The sequence below is a fragment of the Azohydromonas caseinilytica genome (assembly GCF_012927045.1).
GTDB classification, from domain to species: Bacteria; Pseudomonadota; Gammaproteobacteria; order Burkholderiales; family Burkholderiaceae_C; genus Azohydromonas; species Azohydromonas caseinilytica.
This window is the reverse complement of record NZ_JABBFW010000023.1, coordinates 55,172-77,972: the sequence shown is the minus strand read 5'-3', so window position 1 is coordinate 77,972 and position 22,801 is coordinate 55,172. Positions and strand designations below refer to the sequence as shown.

17 protein-coding genes are annotated in these 22,801 nt (G+C 69.9%); 6 read left to right on the top strand and 11 right to left on the bottom strand.

Translation table 11 applies throughout. From position 1 onward, the window contains the following. Positions 1-139: 139 nt before the first annotated feature. Complete coding sequence (gene frc, locus HHL10_RS23195; protein ID WP_169162779.1) at positions 140-1,387, bottom strand: formyl-CoA transferase; 1,248 nt, start codon at positions 1,385-1,387, stop codon at positions 140-142. Positions 1,388-1,414: 27 nt separating this feature from the next. Further along, positions 1,415-1,858 carry a PAS domain-containing protein gene (locus tag HHL10_RS23190; protein WP_169162778.1) on the bottom strand — a complete coding sequence of 148 codons (444 nt, stop codon included), beginning with the start codon at positions 1,856-1,858 and terminating at the stop codon, positions 1,415-1,417. A 188-nt stretch (positions 1,859-2,046) separates the two neighbouring features. Between HHL10_RS23190 and HHL10_RS23185 the strand changes: the two genes are divergently transcribed. Continuing rightward, entirely contained in the window at positions 2,047-2,655 is a 609-nt protein-coding gene (locus HHL10_RS23185) for a Crp/Fnr family transcriptional regulator (protein ID WP_169162794.1), read from the top strand. Positions 2,656-2,715: 60 nt separating this feature from the next. On the opposite strand, the gene HHL10_RS23180 is transcribed toward HHL10_RS23185, so the two are convergent. From HHL10_RS23180 to oxlT, 4 genes are all read right to left on the bottom strand, one after another. Continuing rightward, entirely contained in the window at positions 2,716-3,318 is a 603-nt protein-coding gene (locus HHL10_RS23180) for a hypothetical protein (RefSeq protein WP_169162777.1), read from the bottom strand. A gap of 22 nt (positions 3,319-3,340) precedes the next feature. Further along, positions 3,341-4,594, bottom strand: coding sequence for a formyl-CoA transferase (gene frc, locus HHL10_RS23175; RefSeq protein WP_169162776.1), 1,254 nt, complete (start codon positions 4,592-4,594; stop codon positions 3,341-3,343). 49 nt (positions 4,595-4,643) lie between these two features. Beyond that, entirely contained in the window at positions 4,644-6,434 is a 1,791-nt protein-coding gene (gene oxc, locus HHL10_RS23170; protein ID WP_169162775.1) for an oxalyl-CoA decarboxylase, read from the bottom strand. Between the two features lie 257 nt (positions 6,435-6,691). After that, complete coding sequence (oxlT, locus tag HHL10_RS23165) at positions 6,692-7,981, bottom strand: oxalate/formate MFS antiporter (RefSeq protein WP_235971747.1); 1,290 nt, start codon at positions 7,979-7,981, stop codon at positions 6,692-6,694. A 440-nt stretch (positions 7,982-8,421) separates the two neighbouring features. On the opposite strand from oxlT, the gene HHL10_RS23160 reads away from it, so the two are divergent. From HHL10_RS23160 to HHL10_RS23140, 5 genes are read left to right on the top strand one after another with little or no spacing between them, the layout of a single operon-like run. Continuing rightward, entirely contained in the window at positions 8,422-8,868 is a 447-nt protein-coding gene (locus HHL10_RS23160) for an NAD(P)H-dependent oxidoreductase subunit E (protein ID WP_169162773.1), read from the top strand. A gap of 20 nt (positions 8,869-8,888) precedes the next feature. Continuing rightward, complete coding sequence (locus HHL10_RS23155; RefSeq protein ID WP_169162772.1) at positions 8,889-10,430, top strand: formate dehydrogenase beta subunit; 1,542 nt, start codon at positions 8,889-8,891, stop codon at positions 10,428-10,430. A gap of 29 nt (positions 10,431-10,459) precedes the next feature. Then, positions 10,460-13,330, top strand: a complete 2,871-nt coding sequence (gene fdhF, locus HHL10_RS23150; RefSeq protein ID WP_169162771.1) for a formate dehydrogenase subunit alpha — start codon at positions 10,460-10,462, stop codon at positions 13,328-13,330. Between the two features lie 2 nt (positions 13,331-13,332). Next, complete coding sequence (fdhD, locus tag HHL10_RS23145; RefSeq protein ID WP_169162770.1) at positions 13,333-14,166, top strand: formate dehydrogenase accessory sulfurtransferase FdhD; 834 nt, start codon at positions 13,333-13,335, stop codon at positions 14,164-14,166. Next, positions 14,163-14,387 carry a formate dehydrogenase subunit delta gene (locus HHL10_RS23140; protein ID WP_169162769.1) on the top strand — a complete coding sequence of 75 codons (225 nt, stop codon included), beginning with the start codon at positions 14,163-14,165 and terminating at the stop codon, positions 14,385-14,387. The genes fdhD and HHL10_RS23140 overlap by 4 nt, the downstream gene beginning before the upstream one ends. Before the next feature lie 7 nt (positions 14,388-14,394). Here HHL10_RS23140 and HHL10_RS23135 read toward each other — a convergent pair whose 3' ends face one another. From HHL10_RS23135 to HHL10_RS23115, 5 genes are all read right to left on the bottom strand, one after another. Continuing rightward, a complete protein-coding gene (locus tag HHL10_RS23135) occupies positions 14,395-16,002 on the bottom strand; it encodes a trimethylamine N-oxide permease (RefSeq protein ID WP_169162768.1) in 1,608 nt (535 codons plus the stop codon). A 341-nt stretch (positions 16,003-16,343) separates the two neighbouring features. Further along, positions 16,344-17,180, bottom strand: a complete 837-nt coding sequence (kynA, locus tag HHL10_RS23130) for a tryptophan 2,3-dioxygenase (RefSeq protein ID WP_169162767.1) — start codon at positions 17,178-17,180, stop codon at positions 16,344-16,346. Between the two features lie 125 nt (positions 17,181-17,305). Beyond that, positions 17,306-20,965, bottom strand: a complete 3,660-nt coding sequence (locus tag HHL10_RS23125) for a PAS domain S-box protein (RefSeq protein WP_169162766.1) — start codon at positions 20,963-20,965, stop codon at positions 17,306-17,308. A gap of 232 nt (positions 20,966-21,197) precedes the next feature. Next, positions 21,198-22,001 carry a GntR family transcriptional regulator gene (locus HHL10_RS23120; protein WP_169162765.1) on the bottom strand — a complete coding sequence of 268 codons (804 nt, stop codon included), beginning with the start codon at positions 21,999-22,001 and terminating at the stop codon, positions 21,198-21,200. A gap of 42 nt (positions 22,002-22,043) precedes the next feature. Continuing rightward, a complete protein-coding gene (locus HHL10_RS23115; protein ID WP_169162764.1) occupies positions 22,044-22,799 on the bottom strand; it encodes an aspartate/glutamate racemase family protein in 756 nt (251 codons plus the stop codon). Between the last annotated feature and the right edge of the window lie 2 nt (positions 22,800-22,801).

The following is a 22,801-nucleotide window of genomic DNA, read 5'->3' as shown; positions in this document are numbered from 1 at the left end:
TCGAGCGGTCAATAAGAAACAATTCGTGCAGGGGCCGGCACGCAGGCCACCGGCCCCTGCGGCGCCAGTCCCGCAAAGGCGGAAACGCGCCGCTCTCAGCCGCCCGTGAGGCCGGCTCACATGCCGGCCTCGCTGCGGCTCAGATCGCCCCTTCGGCGCGCAGCAGTTCCAGGTCCTCGGCGCTGTAGCCCAGCTCGCGCAGCACCTCGTCGGTGTGCTCGCCCAGCAGCGGCGCGCGCAAGACCTCGGTCGGGCTGTCCGAGAGCTTGATCGGGTTGCCCACCGTGAGGTGCTTGCCGCGGGTCGGATGCTCGACCTCGACCACCGTGCCGCTCTTGCGCAGCCACGGGTCCTCGGCGATCTCCTTCATCGACAGGATCGGACCGCAAGGAATGTCGAACTCGTTGAGGATCTCCATCGCCTCGAACTTGGTCTTGGTCATGGTCCATTGTTCGATGCGCGCGAAGATCGGCTTGAGGTGCAGCAGCCGCGCCTGCGGCGTGGCGTAGGCCTCGTCGGTGATCCAGCCCTCCTCGCCGATCACCTTGCACACCGCCGGCCACACCGCGGCCTGCGTGATGAAGTAGATGTAGGCGTTGGGGTCGGTCTCCCAACCCTTGCAGCGCAAGATCCATCCCGGCTGCCCGCCCCCCGAGGCGTTGCCGGCACGCGGCACGGCCTCACCGAACTTGCCGTCCGGGTACTGCGGATACTCGTGCAGCGAGCCGGTGCGCTCCAGGCGCTGCTGGTCGCGCAGTTTCACGCGGCACAGGTTGAGCACCGCGTCCTGCATGGGCGCCAGCACCTTCTGGCCACGGCCGCTGTGCGTGCGCTGGTACAGCGCCGCGAGGATGCCCAGCGCCAGGTGCAGGCCAGTGCCGCTGTCGCCGATCTGCGCACCGCTGACCACCGGCGGCCCGTCCTCGAAGCCGGTGGTTGAGGCCGCACCGCCGGCGCACTGCGCGACGTTCTCGTACACCTTGCAATCCTCGTAGCGGCCCGGGCCGAAGCCCTTGACCGAGGCCACGATCATCTTCGGATTGAGCTTGTGGATGTGCTCCCAGCTCAGCCCCATGCGTTCCATCGCGCCGGGGGCAAAGTTCTCGACCAGCACGTCGCACTGCTTGATCAGCGACTCCAGCACCTGCTTGCCCTTGGGCTTCTTGGTGTTGAGCGTCACGGAGCGCTTGTTGTGGTTGAGCATCGTGAAGTAGAGGCTGTCCACGCCCGGGATGTCGCGCAGTTGCCCACGCGTGGCATCGCCCTCGCCCGGCCGCTCCACCTTGATCACGTCCGCCCCCAGCCAGGCCAGCAGCTGCGTGCAGGTGGGCCCGGACTGGACATGGGTGAAGTCCAGGATGCGGACCCCGCTCAAAGCCTTGCTCATGTGTGTCCCCTCAAGCTCAAGTGGTGATCATTCGGCGGCGCTGGGCTGGGCCAGGCGCGCTTCCAGCTCGGCCAGGCGCTTGCGCAGCACGCGCTCTTCCTGGAATCGCGCCGTCTCGTCGCGAACCACCGCGCCGATGCCTTCGACCTCGCCGTTCGGCCCGGTCAGCAGCACCACGGTGAAGGCGATCGACAGCGTGCGGCCGTCCTTGTGCAGCGCCGGCACGCGCAGCAGCGAGCTGCCGTAGCGCGTCTGGCCGGTGCTCATGGTCTTCATGTAGCCGTCCCAATGGCGGCCGCGCTGCCGCTCGGGGATGATCAGATCCAGCGACTGGCCCATCGCGTCGGCCTCGCTGAAGCCGAAGATGCGTGTCGCGGCTTCGTTCCACAGCACCACGGCGCCCGCGGCGTCGGTGACGATCACCGCGTCGCCCATGGACCGCACCAGCTGCTCAAAATTGACGGGGCGCATGATCGTCTCCTTGTTCATGAGCGGATGCCATCGACAGGTGTCGTCATGGCCACGCTCCGGTTGTCCGTGCTCAGGAATCGAGCTTCATTGGCGAGCTATGGTAGAAATCCGCTCTTCTTTGCGCCGTTGACTGCAGTCAATCGGCTTCATCAGTAAATACCCCAGGGTGTTAAGCAGTGACTGCTCTGATCTCTTCCGTAGAGAAACACCGGCAGCGCAACGTCATTCACGTTCAGCTCAAGCAGAACGTGGTGCTCAAGGAGATGAGCGACGAGGAGCGCGACGAGCTCGAAGCGTTGCTGGAGGTGCGCGACTTCAACAAGGGCGACTACCTGCTGCACCAGGGCGTGCACGAGATGGAGCAGTACTTCGTGCTCGAAGGCGTGCTCAAGCGCGCCGTGACCAACGCCGACGCCAAGGAGATGATCCTGCGCTTCGCCGGCGAGAACGACATCGAAACCAGCTACGCGGCATGGCGCCTGAACACGCCCACGCCGTACAGCATCATCGGCGTGACCAAGGGCCGCGTGGCCAAGCTGCCGATGCCCAAGTGGGTCGAGTTCATCGACCGGCACCCGAAGTTCAAGGAAGTGTTCGAGTACCACGTGATGAGGATCATGAGCGAGATCATGGCCCACACCATCACGCTGCACCTGCTCGACGCGCCGGGCCGCGTACATCGTTTCCTACGCAAGCATCCCCACCTCGACGAGCAGATCCCGCGCAAGGAGCTGGCCGCGCACCTGAACCTGACGGCCGAGACGCTGAGCCGGCTGAAGCAGCGCGGCAAGATCTGAGCGGCGCCGCAAGGCAAAAGGCCGGGGACGCGTGTTGCGCGCCCCCGGCCTTTGCAGGACTCAAGCCAGCGCCGCCCTGCCCCCGCGACCCTGGGCCAGGAACCACGCCGCGCCGCGCTCCAGGATGTCGGGCACCCAGTACAGCGTCTCGATGCCCTGCCGAAGCGTGGGCAGGCCATCGTCGGCCTGGGGCGAGTCGTCCCAGCCCAGCACGATGTCCGGCATGCCGGGATAGGGCCGGCGCTTGCGCAGCTTCACCAGCTCCGCGGCCAGCATCGCCTGCAGCGCGGCGTGCCCGCCGCGCACCAGCAGCCGGATGCGCGATGCGCCCACCGCCCAGGCCGCGATCAGCATGCCCTCGAAGCAGCGATGCGGATGGCGCTCCAGCAGCGCGCCGGCGGTGGAGTCGGCGCGCCGGGCCAGGCTCACGCACACCTCCATCGCCCGCGGCGTGGGCGCGCGGTGAACGCGCTCCCACTCCACGGCGGCGGGGCCCTGCGCGCCCCCCAAGCCGCTGTCACCCACGCTTTGCAGCACCATGTCGGCCTCGATCTCGCCCGCGACGCAGCGCTTGAGCAGGCGATAGCCGCCTGCCGCCAGGTACGCCGCGTGGTCGATCGCGCCCTCCGGTGCCGAGGCTCTCAGGACAACGACGGGGCGCATGGTCGTCTCCTTGCCTGGGGCCTCAGACCACGCCGACAGCGTGGAAGGTGGCGATCTTGTCGGCGTCGTAGCCCAGCTCGGCCAGCACATCGTCGGTGTGCTCGCCCAGCAGCGGTGACGCCGTGATCTCGGGCTTGAGATCCGAGAACTTGATCGGGCTGCCCACCGTCAGGTACTTGCCGCGCTTGGGATGGTCCACCTCCACGATGGAGCCGCTCTTGCGCAGCGACTCGTCGCGTGCGATCTCCTTCATCGACAGCACCGGCGAGCAGGGGATGTCGAACTTGCGCAGGATGTCCACCGCCTCGTACTTGGTCTTGTCCGCCAGCCATTCCTCGATGGTCTTGAAGATCTCGAAGATGTGCGGCTGGCGCGCGTCGGGCGTGTTGTAGGCCGGATCGTCGATCCACTCCGGACGCCCCAGCGCGCGGCAGATCGGCGCCCAGGCATGGTCCTGCACCGTGAAGTAGATGTAGGCGTTGGGGTCGGTCTCCCAGCCCTTGCACTTGAGCACCCAGCCCGGCTGCCCGCCGCCGCCGGCGTTGCCCCCGCGCGGCACCGCGTCGCTGAAGGTGCCGTGCGGGTACTGCGGGTACTCCTTGAGGTAGCCCACGCGCTCCAGGCGCTGCTGGTCGCGCAGCTTCACGCGGCACAGGTTGAGCACGGCGTCCTGCATGGACACGGCCACCTTCTGACCCTTGCCGGTCTGGTCGCGGCCGCGCAGCGCCGTGAGGATGCCGATGGCCAGGTGCATGCCGGTGTTGCTGTCGCCCAGCGCCGCGGCGCTGACCGTGGGCGGGCCGTCCCAGAAGCCCGTGGTCGAGGCCGCGCCGCCGGCACACTGCGCCACGTTCTCGTACACCTTCAGGTCCGAGTAGTGATGCCCGTCGCTGAAGCCCTTGACCGAGGCCAGGATCATGCGCGGGTTGAGCTCCAGGATGCGCTCCCAGGTGAAGCCCATGCGGTCCAGCGCGCCGGGGCCGAAGTTCTCCACCATCACGTCCGAGCGCTGGATGAGCTTTTCCAGCACCTCCTTGCCGTCGGGCGTCTTGGTGTCGAGCGTGAGCGAGCGCTTGTTGCTGTTGAGCATCGTGAAGTAGAGCGCGTCGGCGTCGGGGATGTCGCGCAGCTGGTTGCGCGTGACGTCGCCCGAGCCCGGGCGCTCCACCTTGATCACGTCCGCGCCGAACCAGGCCAGCAGCTGGGTGCACGCGGGGCCCGCCTGCACGTGCGTGAAGTCGATGATGCGGATGCCGTCGAGAGGTTTCGTCGTCATGATCTGTCTCCTTGTGTGAGTGCGATGGGTGGGTTGGGGTTGGTGCGGCTTACTTCTTGGTGGCCGCGCGTTGCGGATTCAGGTTGGTGATGCGGCCGCTCTCGGTGCCGGCCGTCTCGTCGATGACGGCGTTGATCAGCGTGGGCCGGCCGGAGGCCACGGCCTCGCGCAGGGCGCGGCCCAGCTCATCGGGCGTGGTGGCGGTCACGCCGTGGCCGCCGAAGGCCGTCATCATCAAGTCGTAGCGGGCGTTCTTGACGAACACGGTGGGCGCCGGGTCGCTGCCGCCGGAGGCGTTCACGTCCGTGCCCTTGTAGACGCCGTTGTTGTTGAAGATGACGATGCACACCGGCAGCTCGTAGCGGCAGATGGTCTCGACCTCCATGCCGCTGAAGCCGAAGGCGCTGTCGCCCTCGATGGCGATGACGGGCTTGCCGGTGGTCACCGCCGCCGCGACGGCGAAGCCCATGCCGATGCCCATCACGCCCCAGGTGCCCACGTCCAGGCGCTTGCGCGGCTCGTACATGTCCACGATGGAGCGTGCGTAGTCCAGCGTGTTGGCGCCCTCGTTCACGATGACGGCGTCCGGGCGCTCCTGCACCACCTTGCGGACCACGCCCAGCGCGCTGTGGAAGTTCATCGGCGCGACGATGGCTTCCAGCGTCTGCGCCATCTTCGAGAGGTTCTTGTCCTTGCGCTGCGCGATGGCGCTGGTCCACTCCGCCGGCGGCTTCTGCCAGCCGGCGCCGATGCCGTCGAGCAGTGCCGCGACGCAGGAGCCGATGTCGCCGATCAGCGGCGCGGCGATGGGCACGTTGGAGTCGATCTCGGTGGGCGAGATGTCGATCTGGATGAACTGCTTGGGCACCGCGCCCCAGGTCTTGCCCTTGCCGTGCGAGAGCAGCCAGTTCAGCCGCGCGCCCACCAGCATCACCACGTCGGCCTCGGCCAGCACGTAGGAGCGCGCGGCGGCGGCCGACTGCACGTGGGTGTCGGGCAGCAGGCCCTTGGCCATGGACATGGGCAGGTAGGGGATGCCGCTGCGCTCGACCAGCTCGCGGATCTGCGCGTCGGCCTGCGCATAGGCCGCTCCCTTGCCCAGCAGGATCAGCGGACGCTTGGCGCCCTTGAGCAGGTCCAGCGCACGCGCCACGGTGTCGGGCGCGGGCAGCTGGCGCGGTGCCGGGTCCTGCACCTTGATCAGCGAGCGGCGGCCGGCCTCAGCCTCCATGGTCTGCGAGAACAGCTTGGCGGGCAGGTCCAGGTACACGCCGCCCGGACGCCCGGACAGCGCGGCGCGGATGGCGCGCGCGATGCCGATGCCGATGTCCTGGGCATGGAGCACGCGGAACGCGGCCTTGCAGAAGGGCTTGGCGGCATTGAGCTGGTCCATCTCCTCGTAGTCGCCCTGCTGCAGGTCCACGATCTCGCGCTCGCTGGAGCCGCTGATCAGGATCATCGGGAAGCAGTTGGTCGTGGCGTTGGCCAGCGCGGTCAGGCCGTTGAGGAAGCCGGGAGCCGACACCGTCAGGCAGATGCCCGGCTTCTGCGTCAGGAAGCCCGCCGCCGCCGCGGCGTGGCCGGCGTTCTGCTCGTGGCGGAAGGAGATCACGCGCATGCCTTCAGCCTGGGCCAGGCGCGTGAGGTCGGTGATGGGGATGCCGGGCAGGCCGAAGATGGTGTCGATGCCGTTGAGCTTCAGGGCGTCGATGACGAGATGGAAGCCGTCGGTGAGCTGCTGCTCCTGCTCTTGCACGCTGATCTCCTCGTTCAGCTCCACCGCACCGGCGGCAAGGGCTGCCACGCGAGTGGCCGGGGACTTTTCAGTGACGGTGGACATGTTGTTCCTCGTGCTTCGATGGTGGCTGTTCGGTGTCGCCGTGGGTCTGGGATCGGGACCGGGCTTGGGGATACTTTCGCCCGGTGTCCCGTTTTGTTCCATTGACTGCGGTCAATTTTCTAAAATTGAGCGCTTGGTTGTCTCTGCAACGTTCTTGGGTGATCCGCGCACCGGGATGCCGTGGGCATCACCGGGCGCGGTGCCGTCATGGCCGGACCGTGGTCCGGCCGACGGGCTTGGCGGGTGCAGGGAAGGCGTCAGGCGGTGCCGCCGGCGTAGGACTTGGCGTCCTTGGCCTCAAGCGCCGCGCCCTGCTGGCGGGCCCGCTCGATGAACGTGCGGCGCATCGGGCGCAGCACGAACCAGGCCATCAGCGCGGCCACGGCGTTCATCACGGCGGCCACGGTGAACACCGTCTCCCAGCTGCCGCTGGAGGTCACCAGCACGCTGGACAGGGGCACCAGCAGCGAGGCCGTTCCCTTGGCGGTGTAGAGCATGCCGGCGTTGGAAGCGGCGAACTTGGAGCCGAAGGTGTCGGCGCAGGTGGAGGGGAACAGGCTGTAGATCTCGCCCCAGGCAAAGAACACCAGGCCGGTGAGCAGCACGAAGGCCAGCGGGTTGTGGCCGAGGTGGTACAGGCCGTAGATGCTTGCGGCCTCGACGGCGAAGGCGACGAACATGGTCTGCTCACGGCCGATCTTGTCCGAGACCCACCCGAAGAACGGGCGCGTCAGGCCGTTGAGCACGCGGTCGATGGCCATGGCGAAGGTCAGCGCCGGCAGCGCCAGGCCCATGATGCTCACCGGCACGTCGGCGATCTTGAAGTCCTTGGCGATGGGCGCGAGCTGCGCGGTGGCCATCAGGCCGCCGGCGGCGACCATCACGAACATCAGGTACATCACCCAGAACACCGGCTTGCGCAGCACCTCGGTGGGCGCGTAGTCGCGGCGCGACTGCTGCAGCGACGTGGCCGCCGTCTTCAGCGTCTTCATGACCTTGTTCGGGTCGAGCAGGGCCAGCGCCGCCAGCATCACGATCACGCCCTGGCCGATGCCGAAGTAGAAGAAGGCGCTTTCGTAGCCCGACGACTTGATCATGGCGGTGATGGGCAGGATCGTCAGTGCCGATCCGGCACCGAAGCCCGCGGCCGTGATGCCCGCGGCCAGCCCTCGGCGGTCGGGGAACCACTTGAGCGCATTGCCCACGCAGGTGCCGTACACGGCGCCCGCGCCGAGGCCGCTGACCGCCGCGGCGATGTACAGCAGCGTGAGGCTGTCGGCATAGGAGTTCATGACCCAGCCCAGGCCGCACAGCAGGCCGCCGCCCAGCACGACCGGCCGGGGGCCGAACTTGTCAACCAGGTAGCCCTCGACGGGAACCAGCCAGGTCTCGGTCAGGACGAAGATGGTGAAGGCGATCTGAATGGCTGCTCGCGACCAGCCGTATTTGTCTGAGATTGGGTTGACGAACAAGGTCCATCCGTATTGCAGGTTGGCGATCATCGCCATGCACAGGACGCCTATGAGCAGCTGTCCCCATCGGAACATCGGGCCGCGCGGGATATCAGCAGAGGCTACTGGAGCCGTGGTTTGCGGGTTCATGGGTTGCACTCCTCGGTATTGGGGCCGTTGGTGGCGGGCCCAATGTCGGATCTGCACCCCCGAAAAACTATTGACTGCGGTCAATAACCCAAAAATCCGGATAGGCGGTTTCCCTAGGTCCCTAAGCGCCGGGTGACACGTGCCCGGGGACCTCCCGGGGCTGTCGTTCCACCGCGCTTCACCAAATCTCTTGGCGGCAAATACCTGAGGCTCCAAGCCAGCATTTCCACGCAAGGTTGCTGACGCATCGTTTTGAAGGGAACACCTGCGACAGCAGACGCCTTGGTGCTTTCCCTGGATTTTTAAAAGTTGACCGCAGTCAACGGCGGATCTCGAAGCCGCCTCGGATAGTCCGCCGCAACACAGGCCCACCACGGGGACATCGCATGAACCACACCGATTCGTACGACCGGCAGACCGTCGGCCGGGTTCTCGCCGAACGCGGCCAGCTCGACGGGCCGCTGATGCCGGTGCTGCACGGCGTGCAGGACGCGCTCGGGCATGTGCCGGAGCAGGCGGTGGCGCAGATCGCCCAGGCGCTGAACCTCTCGCGCGCCGAGGTGCACGGCGTGCTCACCTACTACCACCACTTCCGCACGCAGCCCGTGAAGGGTCCGCTGCTGCAGGTCTGCCGCGCCGAGGCCTGCCGCAGCATGGGCGGCGAGCAGCTGCTGCAGCATGCCCAGGGCGCCGGCGGCTGCAGCGTCGAGCCGGTGTACTGCCTGGGGCTGTGCGCCATGGCGCCGGCGGTGATGCTCGAAGGCCAGCCCTATGCCCGCATGACGCCCGCCAGGTTGGACGAGCTGCTCGACGACGTGGGAGGCCCGCGATGAGCGCCGTGAACGTTGCCGCCATGGGAACCGCCACTGTCTACGTCCCGCGCGACGCCGCGGCGCTGGCCGTTGACGCCGACCTGGTGGCCTGCTCCATCGCCGCCCAGGCCGGTGCCGCCGGCCTGCCCGTGCGCATCCTGCGCAACGGCTCGCGCGGCCTGCTGTGGCTGGAAACGCTGGTGGAAGTGCAGACGCCGGCCGGCCGCATCGCCTACGGCCCGGTACAGCCGCAGGACGTGCACTCGCTGTTCGAAGCCGGCCTGCTGCACGGCGGGGCGCACCCGCTGCGCCTGGGCCGGGTCGAGGACATCGCCGAATTCAAGCGCCAGCAGCGCCTGAGCTTTGCGCGCTGCGGCTTGGGCGAGCCGCTGGCGCCCGTGCCGTGGAACGGCCTGAAGGCCGCGCTGGCCATGGCGCCCGAAGCCATCGTGCAGCAGGTGCTGGATTCGGGCCTGCGCGGCCGTGGCGGCGCGGCCTTCCCGGCCGGCATCAAGTGGCGCACCGTGGCCCAGGCCCAGGCGGATCGCAAGTACGTGGTCTGCAACGCCGACGAGGGCGACTCGGGCACCTTCGCCGACCGCATGCTCATGGAGGGCGACCCCTTCCTGCTCATCGAGGGCATGGCCATCGCCGCCGTCGCCGTGGGCGCGAGCAAGGGCTTCATCTACATCCGCTCCGAGTACCCGCATGCGATCCGCACCTTCCAGGACGCCCTGAACGCCGCGCGCGCCGCCGGCGTGCTGGGCGATTCCATGCTGGGCTCGGGCATCGCCTTCGACATCGAGGTGCGCGTGGGCGGCGGCTCCTACGTGTGTGGCGAGGAAACCGCCATGCTGGAGAGCCTGGAAGGCAAGCGCGGCATCGTGCGCGCGAAGCCGCCGCTGCCCGCGGTGCGCGGCCTGTTCGGTCGGCCCACGGTCATCAACAACGTGCTGACCTTCGCCGCGGTGCCCACCATCCTGGAGCAGGGCGCGGCCTTCTACCGCGACTTCGGCGCCGGCCGCTCGCGCGGCACGCTGCCGTTCCAGCTGGCGGGCAACGTGCGGCGCGGCGGGCTGTTCGAACTGCCCTTCGGCCTGACGCTGCGCGAGCTGGTGTTCGACCTTGGCGGCGGCACGGCCAGCGGCCGGCCCGTCAAGGCCATCCAGGTCGGCGGACCGCTGGGCGCCTATGTGCCCGAGGCGCAATGGGACCTGCCGCTGGACTACGACGCCTACTCGGCGCAGGGCCTGGTGCTGGGCCACGGCGGCGTGGTGGTGCACGACGACTCGGCGGACATGGCGCAGCTGGCCCGCTTCGCCATGGAGTTCTGCGCCGCGGAGAGCTGCGGCAAGTGCACGCCCTGCCGCATCGGCTCGACCCGCGGCGTCGAGGTCATCGACCGTATCGTGCTCAACCATAACCGGCCGCAGCAGGTGCGGCTGCTGCGCGACCTGTGCGACACCATGCTCGCCGGCAGCCTGTGCGCCATGGGCGGCATGACGCCCTACCCCGTGCTGTCCGCACTCGACCACTACCCCCAAGACTTCGGCCTGCTCGGCGACGACGAGCAGGCGGCCTGAACGCGGCTGAACGACCCTGGAGCCAAGCGATGCTGCCTCACGACGATATTGACCACGGCACGCCCAAGCGCGCCTCGGACCAGCAGGTCACGCTGGAGATCGACGGCCAGTCCGTCACCGTGCCCCAGGGCACCTCGCTGATGCGCGCGGCCAGCGAGGCCGGCATCCCGGTGCCCAAGCTGTGCGCCACCGACAGCCTGGAGCCCTTCGGCTCCTGCCGGCTGTGCCTGGTGGAGATCGAGGGCCGGCGCGGCTTTCCGGCCTCGTGCACCACGCCGGCCGAAGCCGGCATGAAGGTGCGCACGCAAAGCGACAAGCTCGCCAAGTTGCGCCACGACGTGATGGAGCTCTACATCTCCGACCACCCGCTGGACTGCCTGACCTGCGCCGCCAACGGCGACTGCGAGCTGCAGGACATGGCCGGCGCCGTCGGGCTGCGCAGCGTGCGCTACGGCCTCGAAGGCAAGAACCATCTGCAGGCGCAGAAGGACGAGTCCAACCCGTACTTCAGCTACGACCCGAGCAAGTGCATCGTCTGCAACCGCTGCGTGCGCGCCTGCGAGGAGACCCAGGGCACCTTCGCGCTGACGATCTCCGGGCGCGGCTTCGACAGCCGCGTCTCGCCCGGCCAGGACCAGGCGTTCATGGACAGCGAGTGCGTGAGCTGCGGCGCCTGCGTGCAGGCCTGCCCCACCGGCACGCTGCAGGACAAGAGCGTGGTGGCGCTGGGCATGCCCACCAAGAGTGTGGTCACCACCTGCGCCTACTGCGGCGTGGGCTGCGGCTTCAAGGCCGAGGTCAAGGGCGAGCAGGTCGTGCGCATGACGCCGTGGAAGGACGGCCAAGCCAACGACGGCCACTCCTGCGTCAAGGGCCGCTTCGCCTGGGGCTACGCCACGCACAAGGACCGCATCACCAAGCCGATGATCCGCGCCAAGATCACCGACCCGTGGCAGGAGGTGAGCTGGGACGAGGCCATCGCGCATGCCGCCGGCGAGTTCAAGCGCATCCAGGCCGCGCATGGGCGCGATGCGGTCGGCGGCATCACGTCCTCGCGTTGCACCAATGAAGAGACGTACCTGGTGCAGAAGCTCATCCGCGCGGCCTTCGGCAACAACAACGTCGATACCTGCGCGCGCGTGTGCCACTCGCCCACCGGCTACGGCCTGGGCCAGACCTTCGGCACCTCGGCCGGCACGCAGACCTTCAGGTCCGTCGAGAAGTCGGATGTGATCATGGTCATCGGCGCCAACCCGACCGACGCGCACCCGGTGTTCGCCTCGCGCATGAAGAAGCGCATCCGCGAAGGCGCGAAGTTGATCGTCGTGGACCCGCGCCGTACCGACCTGGTGTCCTCGCCGCACATCAAGGCCGACTACCACCTGCAGCTGCGACCCGGCACCAATGTCGCGCTCGTCACCGCGCTGGCGCACGTGATCGTCACCGAGGGCCTGCTGGACGAGCGCTTCATCGCCGAGCGCTGCGAGGACCGCAGCTTCCAGCAGTGGCGCGAGTTCGTGGCGCGTGCGGACAACTCGCCCGAGGCCATGGAGGCCGTCACCGGCGTGCCGGCGCGCGAGCTGCGCGGCGCGGCGCGGCTGTACGCCACCGGCGGCAACGCGGCGATCTACTACGGCCTGGGCGTCACCGAGCACGCGCAGGGCTCGACCATGGTGATGGGCATCGCCAACCTGGCCATGGCCACCGGCAACGTCGGCCGCGAGGGCGTGGGCGTGAACCCGCTGCGCGGCCAGAACAACGTGCAGGGCAGCTGCGACATGGGCAGCTTCCCACACGAGCTGCCCGGCTACCGGCATGTCTCCGACAGCACGGTGCGCGCCGAGTTCGAGGCCGCCTGGGGCGTGGCGCTGTCGGCCGAGCCGGGGCTGCGCATCCCCAACATGTTCGAGGCCGCGCTGGAAGGCGACTTCAGGGGCTTGTACGTGCAGGGCGAGGACATCGTGCAGTCCGACCCCGACACGCAGCATGTGACCGAGGCACTGTCGCGGCTGGAATGCCTGGTGGTGCAGGACATCTTCCTCAACGAGACCGCCAAGTACGCGCACGTCTTCCTGCCCGGCTCCAGCTTCCTGGAGAAGGACGGCACCTTCACCAACGCCGAGCGCCGCATCTCGCGGGTGCGCAAGGTGATGAAGCCGCTGGGCGGGCTGGCCGACTGGGAGGTGACCATCAAGCTGGCCAACGCGCTGGGCTACCCGATGGACTACGCGCATCCCGCGCAGATCATGGACGAGATCGCCGCGCTCACGCCCAGCTTCCAGGGCGTGAGCTACGCCAAGCTCGACCGGCTGGGCAGCGTGCAGTGGCCCTGCAACGAGGACACCGGCGAGGCCGGCACGCCGACCATGCATGTCGATGGCTTCGTGCGCGGCAGGGGTCGCTTCGTCATCACGCAGTACGTGCCCACGCCCGAGAAGGTCACGCGGCGCTTCCCGCTGGTGCTGACCACCGGGCGCATCCTCAGCCAGTACAACGTCGGGGCGCAGACCCGGCGCACGCCCAACAACCGCTGGCATGACGAGGACCGGCTGGAGATCCATCCGCACGATGCCGAGGAGCGCGGCATTGCCGAGGGCGACTGGGTCGGCATCGCCAGCCGCGCCGGCGAGACGGTGCTGCGCGCCCGCCTGAGCGAGCGCATGGCGCCCGGGGTGGTCTACACCACCTTCCACTTCCCCGAGTCGGGCGCCAACGTCATCACCACCGACAGCTCCGACTGGGCCACCAACTGCCCCGAGTACAAGGTGACCGCGGTGCAGGTCTGCAAGGTCACGCAGCCGTCCGAGTGGCAGCGCGGCTACACGGCGTTCAACCAGCAGCAGCTGGACATGCTGGAGCGCCGGCGCGAGGGCGCCGCAGCCGGCGTGGTTGGGAAATGAAGATGAGCACCGCAACCATGGCCGCCCCTCCCGGTGCCCGCCGCCTGCATACCCTGCGCTGCCAGGGCGGTGTGCCGCGCGAGGCGGGCGACGACGTGGCCGACGAGGTGCCGGTGGCGCTGCAGTACAACGGCATCTCGCACGCGGTGATGCTGGCCACGCCGCTGGACCTGGAAGACTTCGCCTACGGCTTCTCGCTCAGCGAGGGCCTGGTGGACCGGGCCGACGAGGTGCACGACGTCGAGGTGGAGCCCGTGGCCACGGGCATCGTGCTGCACGTCGAGATCGCCAGCCGCTGCCTGGCGCGCCTGAAGGAGCGCCGGCGCACGCTGGCCGGGCGCACCGGCTGCGGGCTGTGCGGCACCGAGAGCCTGGAGCAGGCGCTGCCGCGCTGCGAGCGGCGCGTGGCCCCGCTGGCCCTGGGCCCCGGGGCGCTGTCGCGCGCGCTCGATGCCATGCGCGCGCGGCAGGCGCTGCAGTCGGCCACGGGCGCGACGCACGCGGCGGCCTGGTGCGGCGCGCGGGGCGAGCTGCGGCTGCTGCGCGAGGACGTCGGCCGCCACAACGCGCTGGACAAGCTCATCGGCGCGCTGGCCCGCGAGCGCCGCGATGCCGCGCAGGGCTTCTTTGCCGTGACCAGCCGTGCCAGCTACGAGATGGTCCAGAAGACCGTACGCGCCGGCGTGGGCACGCTGGCGGCGATTTCCGCCCCGACGGCGCTGGCCGTGCACACGGCGCAGGCGGCCGGGCTGTGCCTGATCGGCTTCGCGCGCGGCCGGGACTGGGTCGCCTACAGCGCCACCGAACAATTGACCCTGGAGGATCTGCCCGCATGAAGACCGAACGCTTGATCCGGATGGCCAACGGCATCGGCGACTTCTTCGTCGCGATGCCCGAGGCGGAAGAAGCGAGACGCGACCTGGCGCTGCACATCCGGCGCTACTGGGAGCCGCGCATGCGCCGCAGCCTCTACCAGCACCTCGACGCGGCCCAGGGCGCGGGGCTGTCGGAGATCGTGCTGCAGGCGCTGCGGCAGTACCGGGCCGAGCTGGCCTGAGCGCCACTCACGGGATGACGGCCAGCGTCGCGGCCAGGCCCAGCACCAGGGCGCCGCCGGCCAGCGCCAGGTACGGCAGCATGCCGGCACGCGCCCGCGGCAGCGCCATGTCGCGGCGCATCGACCCGGGGAAGCGGCCCTTGTCCTGCACGTAGTGGCGGAACGCGAACACCGGCACGATCAGCAGCGCCGCCACCAGGCCGTTGCGCAGCGTGTGCTCGCCCTGGAAGTTGGCCCCGGCGCCGACGAAGGCCAGGTCGATGAAGCCGCACAGCGCGCCCAGCGCCAGCAGCCAGTTCCGGCACCGGTAGGGGCGCGGCCAATCGGGACGATCCAGGCGGTGAATCCAGCCCGACTGCAGGTTCAGGAACACGAACAGCATGTAGCAGACGTTGGAGATGGCCAGCACCGCCATGTAGTCCGACATCAGCAGCAGGAACAGGTTGAAGAGCAGGTCCGTCCACATCGCGCGCGTCGGGGCGCCGTGCTCGTTCACGTGCGAGAGGTAGCGCGGCAGCCAGCCGTCCACCGAGGACTGGTAGAGCGTGCGCGAGGAGCCCATCATCGAGGTCATGACGATCAGCAGGATCGCCAGCACCAGCATCACCACGATGAGGTTAAAGACCAGCGGCCCGCCGCCGACGAACCGGGCCATCGCGGCGCCCACGCCGGTGCCTTCCACGATACCCGGCGCCAGCATGCCCTGCAGGCCCAGCGAGCCCTGGAAGGCGATGGGCACGGCGATGAACATGAACAGGCACAGCAGCCCGGAAGCGAACAGGGCCCTGAAGGTGTCGCGCTGCGGGTCCTTGAACTCGCGCGTGTAGCAGACGGCCGTCTCGAAGCCGAAGGTGGCCCAGCAGGCCAGGAACAGCGCGCCCATGGCGGCGCTGAGGCCCGCGGCGTCCCAGCGGCCCGGCGCGGGCGCCCCGGTGGCGTCATGCGTGAGCGGCAGCAGAGGCAGGAAGTGCGAGGCCGGCATGTCGCCCGTGAACAGTGGCACCAGGGCAATGACCAGCAGCGGCAGCAGCGCGGCCAGGCCCAGGATGCGCTGCGTGGTCGCGGCGGCGGCGGCGCCGCTGTGCTGCAGCCTGAAGGTCAGCAGCAGGAAGGCCGTCGCCAGCAGGGCATTGGCATTGAGCCGCAGTGTCAGGCCCTTGCGCACGAAGCCCAGGTCCAGCAGCGTGAGCTGCCAGGTGTTGACCAGCGCATCGGCCGGAAACAGCGTGGTGAGCGCGTAGCCCGCCCCGAGGCTGGTGCCCAGCGCCAGCACGGGCGACCAGGCGAGCCAGTTGCACCACACCGACACCGGCGCGATGAGCTTGCCGTAGCGCACCCAGGCCAGCGCGCCGTACACCGAGGTGCCGCCGGACTTGTGCGGGTACAGGCCGGACACCTCGGCATAGACGAAGCTCTGCGCGAAGCCGATCACGATCGCGACGATCCAGACCAGCCAGGCCGGCTTGCCCACCGTGGCGGAGACGCCGCCGATGGTGAACAGCACGCCGGCGGGCACGCCGCTGGTGACCCAGAAGGCATCCCTCCAGCTCAGTGAACGCTGAAGCTCATGGCCCTGGGCGGTGCGGGCCGGAGCGGGCCGGACATCGCCGTCCATGCGGGGTACTTCCTTCGCCGAATGCACGGGCTCTCCTGCTGCTGCGCCTGCGGCCGTCCCTGGGTCGGCCGGCCGTCATGGCACCGCGGCAGGCACTGCCGCGGATGCGCCGGCGATGCTGGCACGGCGCGGCCCCGGGCCGGCTTCGGTTTCCACGCACCAGGCCGCCCGGGAAGCGGGGTTTCATTCCACTTCTGGCTTCTGAGTGAAGTCATCCCGTTCGTCCTGAGGTATCGAAGGATGAACGGCCCCTGCCGCGGTGCCGCCATCGCAGCCTGTCGGATTCGTACTTCGATACCTCAGTACGAACGGGTCATTTCACGACCAAAGTGGAACCGGTATCAGAGGTCGGTGCGCAGCTGCCACAGCTCCGGAAACAGCACCACCTCCAGCATCTTGCGCAGGTAGCTCACGCCGCCGGTGCCGCCGGTGCCGCGCTTGAGGCCGATGATGCGCTCCACCGTCGTGACATGGCGGAAGCGCCAGAGCCGGAACGCGTCTTCCAGGTCGGTGAGCTTCTCGCCCAGCTGGTACAGCTCCCAGTGGTGCTCGGGATCGCGGTACACCGCCAGCCAGGCCGCTTCCACGCCGGGGTCCGCCTGGTAGGGCCGGGTCCAGTCGCGCTCCAGGTGCGAGGCCGGCACGGCCAGGCCGCGGCGCGCCATCAGGCGCAGCGACTCGTCATAGAGCGAGGGCGCGCGCCAGGCCGCCTCCACCCGCGCCAGCAGCTCGGGGCGATGCGCATGGGGCTTGAGCATGGCGGCGTTCTTGTTGCCCAGCGCGAACTCGATGCAGCGGTACTGCGCGCTCTGGAAGCCGCTGGAATTGGCCAGGAAGGGGCGCATCGCGCTGTACTCCGGCGGCGTCATGGTGGAGAGCACCGTCCAGGCGCTGACCAGCTGCTCCAGGATGCGCGTCACGCGCGCGAGCATCTTGAAGGCGGGGCTGAGCTCGTCGCGCCGCACGCAGGCCATGGCGGCCTGCAACTCGTGCAGCAGCAGCTTCATCCACAGCTCGCTGGTCTGGTGCTGGATGATGAACAGCATCTCGTCGTGCGACGCCGACAGCGGGTGCTGCGCGCTGAGCACCTGCTCCAGGTGCAGGTAGTCGCCATAGCTCATGTCGCGGCTGAAGTCGAGCTGCGCGCCCTCCTCCGCAACGATCCGTTCGGTGCTCATGCCAGGGTCCTCCACATGCGGCCTCCCGCCGGGCCCGGGTCCGCGTGGCGCCGTCCCGGGGGTCGCGGCGCCATCTTCGCCCGGGGCTGCACGGTCGGCAACGCGCGGGGGCCGCGGCGCGGGCTTCAGCCCGCAGCCGGGGCTGGCAGCGGCATGTCCAGGCAGAAGGCCGCGCCGGCCCGGCGCTCCAGCACCTGCAGCCTGGCATCGATCTGCCGCACCAGCGCGTGGATGATGCGCATGCCCAGGCCGCTGGAGGCTTCGAGGTCGAAGTCCGCCGGCAGGCCCACGCCGTCGTCGGCCACCAGCACGCGCAGCTCCTGCGCGTGGCGGTGCACCCGCAACCGCACCGTGCCGGTACGCCCCGGCGGGAAGGCGTACTTCACCGCGTTGGTCAGCAGCTCCGACACCGCCAGCGACAGCGGCACCACCTGGTCCGCCCCCAGGAGCAGGCCCGCGTCGGCCTCGAAATCCAGCGCGATGCGCCGGTCGCCATCCAGCAGGCGCAGCGTGTCCAGGGCCAGGCGCCGCAGCCAGTGCGCCAGGTCCAGCATGCCGTGGCGGTCCGAGCGGTACAGCTCCTGATGCAGCCGCGCCATCACGCCCACCCGTGCCGCGGCCTCCTCGATGGCGCGGCGCCCTTGCGGGTCCGTCACGCTGCGCAGCTGCAGCGACAGCAGCGAGTTGATGACCTGCAGGTTGTTCTTGACGCGGTGGTGCACCTCGTACAGCAGCAGGTCCTTGTCCTGCAGCGCCCGCGCCAGCGCCAGCTGCGCCGTCTTCTGCGCCGTGATGTCCAGGCTCACGCCCGCCATGCGCAGCACCTGTCCATCCTCATCGAGCATGGCCTGTCCACGTCCGAGCACCCAGCGCAGCTGCCCATCCAGGCGCAGCAGGCGGAACTCCATCTCGAAGATGCTGCCGTCGCTCAATGCCCGCGCGAGCTTCTGGTCGTAGGCGGGCCGGTCCTCGGGATGCACCATGGCGTTGAACACCTCACCCTGCCCCGCGCCGTCTTCGCGCACCGGCAGCCCCAGCAGCTCGTACATCTGGCGATTCCAGTACGCCTCGCCCGTGGGCACGATCCAGTCCCACACGCCCATGCGGCCGGCGGTGAGGGCCATGTCCAGCCGCAGCCGCGCCTGGGCCAGCTGCTGCGTGCGTTCCTGCAAGGCTTCGCTGGCGCGGCGCTGCTGGTCGATGTCGTCCAGCACCATGAGCGCGCCGGTGACAGTCCCCGAGCCATGGCGCAGCGGCGTGGCCACCGCCCGCACCCAGGCCTGGCGGCCATCCGGCCGGTGGTAGAGCAGTTCCATTTCCGGCCGTTCCTCGCCCGCGAGCGCACGCGCCAGCACATGCTCGCGGGCCTGCACACGCCGGCCATCGGGGTGGAACGCGGTGTAGTCGCCGTAGTCCTGCACACCGTGCCCCTCCAGCACCGGGTGGCCGAGGATGGATTCGAGCTGGCGGTTGGCCTTGACGATGCGTCCGTCGGGCGCCTCGGCGAAAGCCAGCCCCACCGGCGCCGCCTCGAAGATGGCCCGCAGCAGGTCCTCGCTGGCGCGCAGCCGCTCCTCGGCCTCGCGCCGCGCCGTGACGTCCTGGAAATAAACGCCCAGCCCCTGTGGACCGGGATAGACGCGCACCTCCATCCACACGCCCAGCCGCGGGTAGAAGGCCTCGAAAGCCACCGGCACGCCTTGCGTCATGGCATGGCGGTACAGGTGCTCGAACACCGTCCCGACGATGTCCGGGAAGGCATCCCACACCACGTGGCCCAGCACCTCCTCGCGCGTCGAGCCCGTCACCGCCAGCGCGCGGTCGTTGACGTAGGTGAAGCGCCAGTCGCGGTCCAGCGCGAAGAAGGCGTCGCTGATGGCCGCCAGCATGGACTCCACCTGCGCGCGCGCCGCGTGCTCGGCCTCGTACATGCGCGCGCGCTCCAGCGCCTGCGCGCACAGCTGCGCCAGCGTCCCCAGGTAGCCCAGCTCCGCCTCGCTCACCGCGTGGTCGTGGTCGAAGTCGAAGCTCACGAAGCCCAGCACCGCGGCCTCCCGGCCCCCGGGGGCATTCAAGGCGGCCGACAGCAGCAGCGGGAAGGTGGCCGTGCCGCGGTAGTTGCTGGTTTCCACAAGCTCGCTCAGCCCGGGATAGCGCGCCACCAGCTCCGCCCCCGAGCCGATGACCACCGGCCGGCGCTGCGCCATGGCGTCGCCCGCGGGCGTCGCCAGGTCGGCCGGGATGCGCCGCCAGGCCCGCACCACCGCCTCGTCGTAGCCGACGGCCGCCAACAGCTCCGCCGTGTCGCCCGCACGCGCGCCATCGATGAGCCGGTACACCGAGCCTTGGCTCGCCCCGATGGAACGCACGCCGGCCTGCAGCGTCGCCATGGCCACCTGCTGCGGCGTGCGCGCCGCCGACAGCGTGGCCGTGAGCCCCTGCAGCTGCTCGATGCGCTCGCGCGCCAGCGTTTCGGCCGCCAGCAGCTTCTCGCGCTCCATCTCGGCCGCGCGCTGCGCGGTGACGTCGATCACCACCGCCACGCCGCCGAGAAAGCGCCCCTGCGCATCGAGCACCGGCGCGGTGTTGTTGAGCAGGAAGCGCCGCGGCCCGCCGTCGAAGGGCTGGCACTGCACCAGCTCGCCACGCACCACCTCGCCATGCAGCAGCGAGCGCGCCAGGCCCCCCTCATGCGCCTGGATGCGCTGGCCGGTGTCCGCATGCCAGCCCACCCAATCCCCGTACTGCGCCCAGCGGTCGGCGTTGGGCGGCATGCCCCACAGCGCGCGCAGCGCGGCGTTGTCACGCAGCGTCCGGCCCTGCGCATCGGTAATGGCCACGCCCACGGGCAGCGCGTCCAGCACCGCGCTCAGGTGGGCCTCGCTGGCGTCGCGGGCCCGCTCGGCGCGCGCGCGCTCCACGGCCGCCCACAGCCGCTCGCACACCTGCTCCGCCAGCGCGATGTCGGTGGGCGTCCATTGGCGCGGCTCGGGATGGTGGATGAACAGCAGCGCCACCAGGCGCCCATGCTTGACCAGCGGCACGTCCAGGATGCTGCGGGTGTGGATGCCTGCGTAGGCGGCCACCACCTCGGGCGCGCTGGTGCGCGGGTCGCGCGCGACGTCCGGGATGGCGACCGTGCGCCCGGCCTCGATGTCGTCCAGGTATGCCGGGCCGAAATCCGGCAGCCGCCAGGTGCCCACCACCGACGGAATGCGCCCGTCGTTCCAGTCGCGGTGCACCGTGATGCACGCCGGCGAGCCGTCGATCTCGCCGTAGCCGACCTGCGCCACGGCCAGCTGCGCGCCCAGCGCGGCGGTGGCGGCGTCCATCTGCTCCTGCGGATTGGCCAGGTCGCGCAGGCCCTCGCTCAGGCCCAGGAGAAAGCGGGCGCGCTGCTCCTGCTCGGCCAACGCCTGCTCGGCGCGCACCATCTCGTCCACGTCCGTGGCCGAGCCGACCCAGCCGACGAGCGTGCCGGCCGCGTCGTGCCTGGGGACCACGTGCACCAGATGCCAGCGCCACTGCCCATCACGGCGCCGAATGCGCCGGCGCGACGAGAACTCGACGCCGGCGGCAATGCGCTGCGTCCATTGGGCCTGGGCGGCCGCCAGGTCCTCGGGATGGACGGTCTGGTACCAGCCCCGCTCGGCCATCTGCTGCGCCGTCAGGCCGCTGTAGCGTTCCCAACCGGCGCTGGCCCAGAGGTTGGCCCCGCGGGCATCGGCCTCGAAAACCAGATTGGGCAGGATGTCGGCCAGGCTCCGGAAGCGGTCGCACGACACGCCACCCTCCTGACAACCCGCCGCGAGCCCGCGGCCCCCCGCGGCCGACTCGCGCCCCGACGTGGAAACAGCTTCGTGCATGGGCGCTCGAACTAGAAGAAACCGCGCAGATTACCCACGCGGGTGCATTCAACGTGCCCGCAGGGTCGAAGCGGAGCGTGCAATCCGTCACGCCCGGCGCGTGCGCCCCTGGGGACGCGGCCCGGTGCCACGGGCCAAGCGCGCGGGCGCCTCAGCTCAGCAGGGCCTTCACCAGGTCGAGCTGGCGCTCGGGGATGCCGGCGTCCAGGCGCAGGCTGGCCTCCACGCGCTGCAGGTGATCGCTCATGCAGGCCACGGCCGCGGCGGTGTCGCCGCGGCGGCACACGCGCAGCAGCTGCTCGTGCTCGTCGCTGGAGCAGTGCGGGTCGTTGCTGGAGGGATAGAGCATGGCGATGAGCGAGCTGCGCGCCACCATCTCGCGCACCAGCTCCGTCAGCGTCACGTTGCCGGTGCACTCGGCCATGGCGACGTGGAAGTCGCCCAGCAGCTTCTCGCGCGCGCTGCCCACGCTGGTGCGCGGCTCCAGCGTGGTGCGCTCGATGTGGATGTGCTGCTCCAGCCGCTCGAAGTCGCGCGGCCGGGCCTGGGCCACGAACAGCCGCACCACCTCGGCCTCCAGCACGCGGCGCACCGCGAACACCTCGCGCGCCTCCTGCACGCTGGGCTTGCTGACCACGGCGCCCCGGTCGGGCACGATCTGGATGAGCTTGTCGCGCGACAGCGTCAGCAGCGCCGCGCGGATCTTGGTGCGGCTGACGCCGTAGACCTTGCCCAGCGCCTCCTCGCGCAGCCGCGTGCCCGGGGGCAGGCGCTTTTCCACGATGGCCGTGGCGATGTCCTGCGCGATCTCCTCGGCGCTGACGCCGCGGACCGCGGCACCCTGCCCCGCGCCGTCCGCGCTTTCATCCAGCGCCTCACCCGCCGCGGCGGGCGCGGCGCTGTCGGGCTTGTCTTCAGGAGGGACGGGCGGGAGGGAGCGCTTGGTTCGGGACATGCGGAATTCTAGGCAGCCCCTTCGGGCCGCCCGTGCTCGGGCTCAAGCCGCGCGCAGGTCCGGCGACGGCAAGGTGAAGGGCTGCAGCAGCCCGCGCATGGGCTTGCCCGGCGGGGCGGCAAGCTCACCGCGCTTGGAGGTGCGCAGGCCCAGCGTGGCCAGCGACTCCACCAGCTGCACTGCGGCCGTGACGCCGTCCACCACCGGCACGCCCAGCGCCTGCGCCAGGTCCTGGCACAGGTCGGCCATGCCGGCGCAGCCCAGCACCAGCGCGTCGGAGCCATCCTCGTCCAGCGCGCGGCGGCACTCGTCGAGGATGCGCCTGCGCGCGTTGGAGCCCGGCTGCTCCAGCTCCAGCACCGGCAGCTCGCAGGCGCGCACGTTGGCGCAGAAGCGCTTCATGCCGTAGCGCTCCGCCAGGTGCCAGGCCTGGCCCTTGGTGCGCGAGAGCGTCGTCACCACGCTGAAGGAGCTGCCCACCAGGCTGGCCAGGTGCATGGCGGCCTGCGCGATGCCCACCACCGGCGCGCGTGCCAGCTCGCGCGCGGCGTCCAGCCCCGGGTCGCCGAAGCAGGCGATGACGTAGCCGTCCACGCCCGCGCGCTCGCCCGCGGCGATCTCCTGCAGCAGGCCCGGCACGGCCAGCGCCTCGTCGTAGTGGCTCTCGATGGACACCGGGCCCATGGCCGGGCTCACGGCCAGGATCTCGGTGCCCGGGCGCGCCACCGCGCGCGCCGCCGCGCCGATCTTGGCCGTCATGCTGGCCGTGGTGTTGGGATTGATGATCTTGATCTTCATGG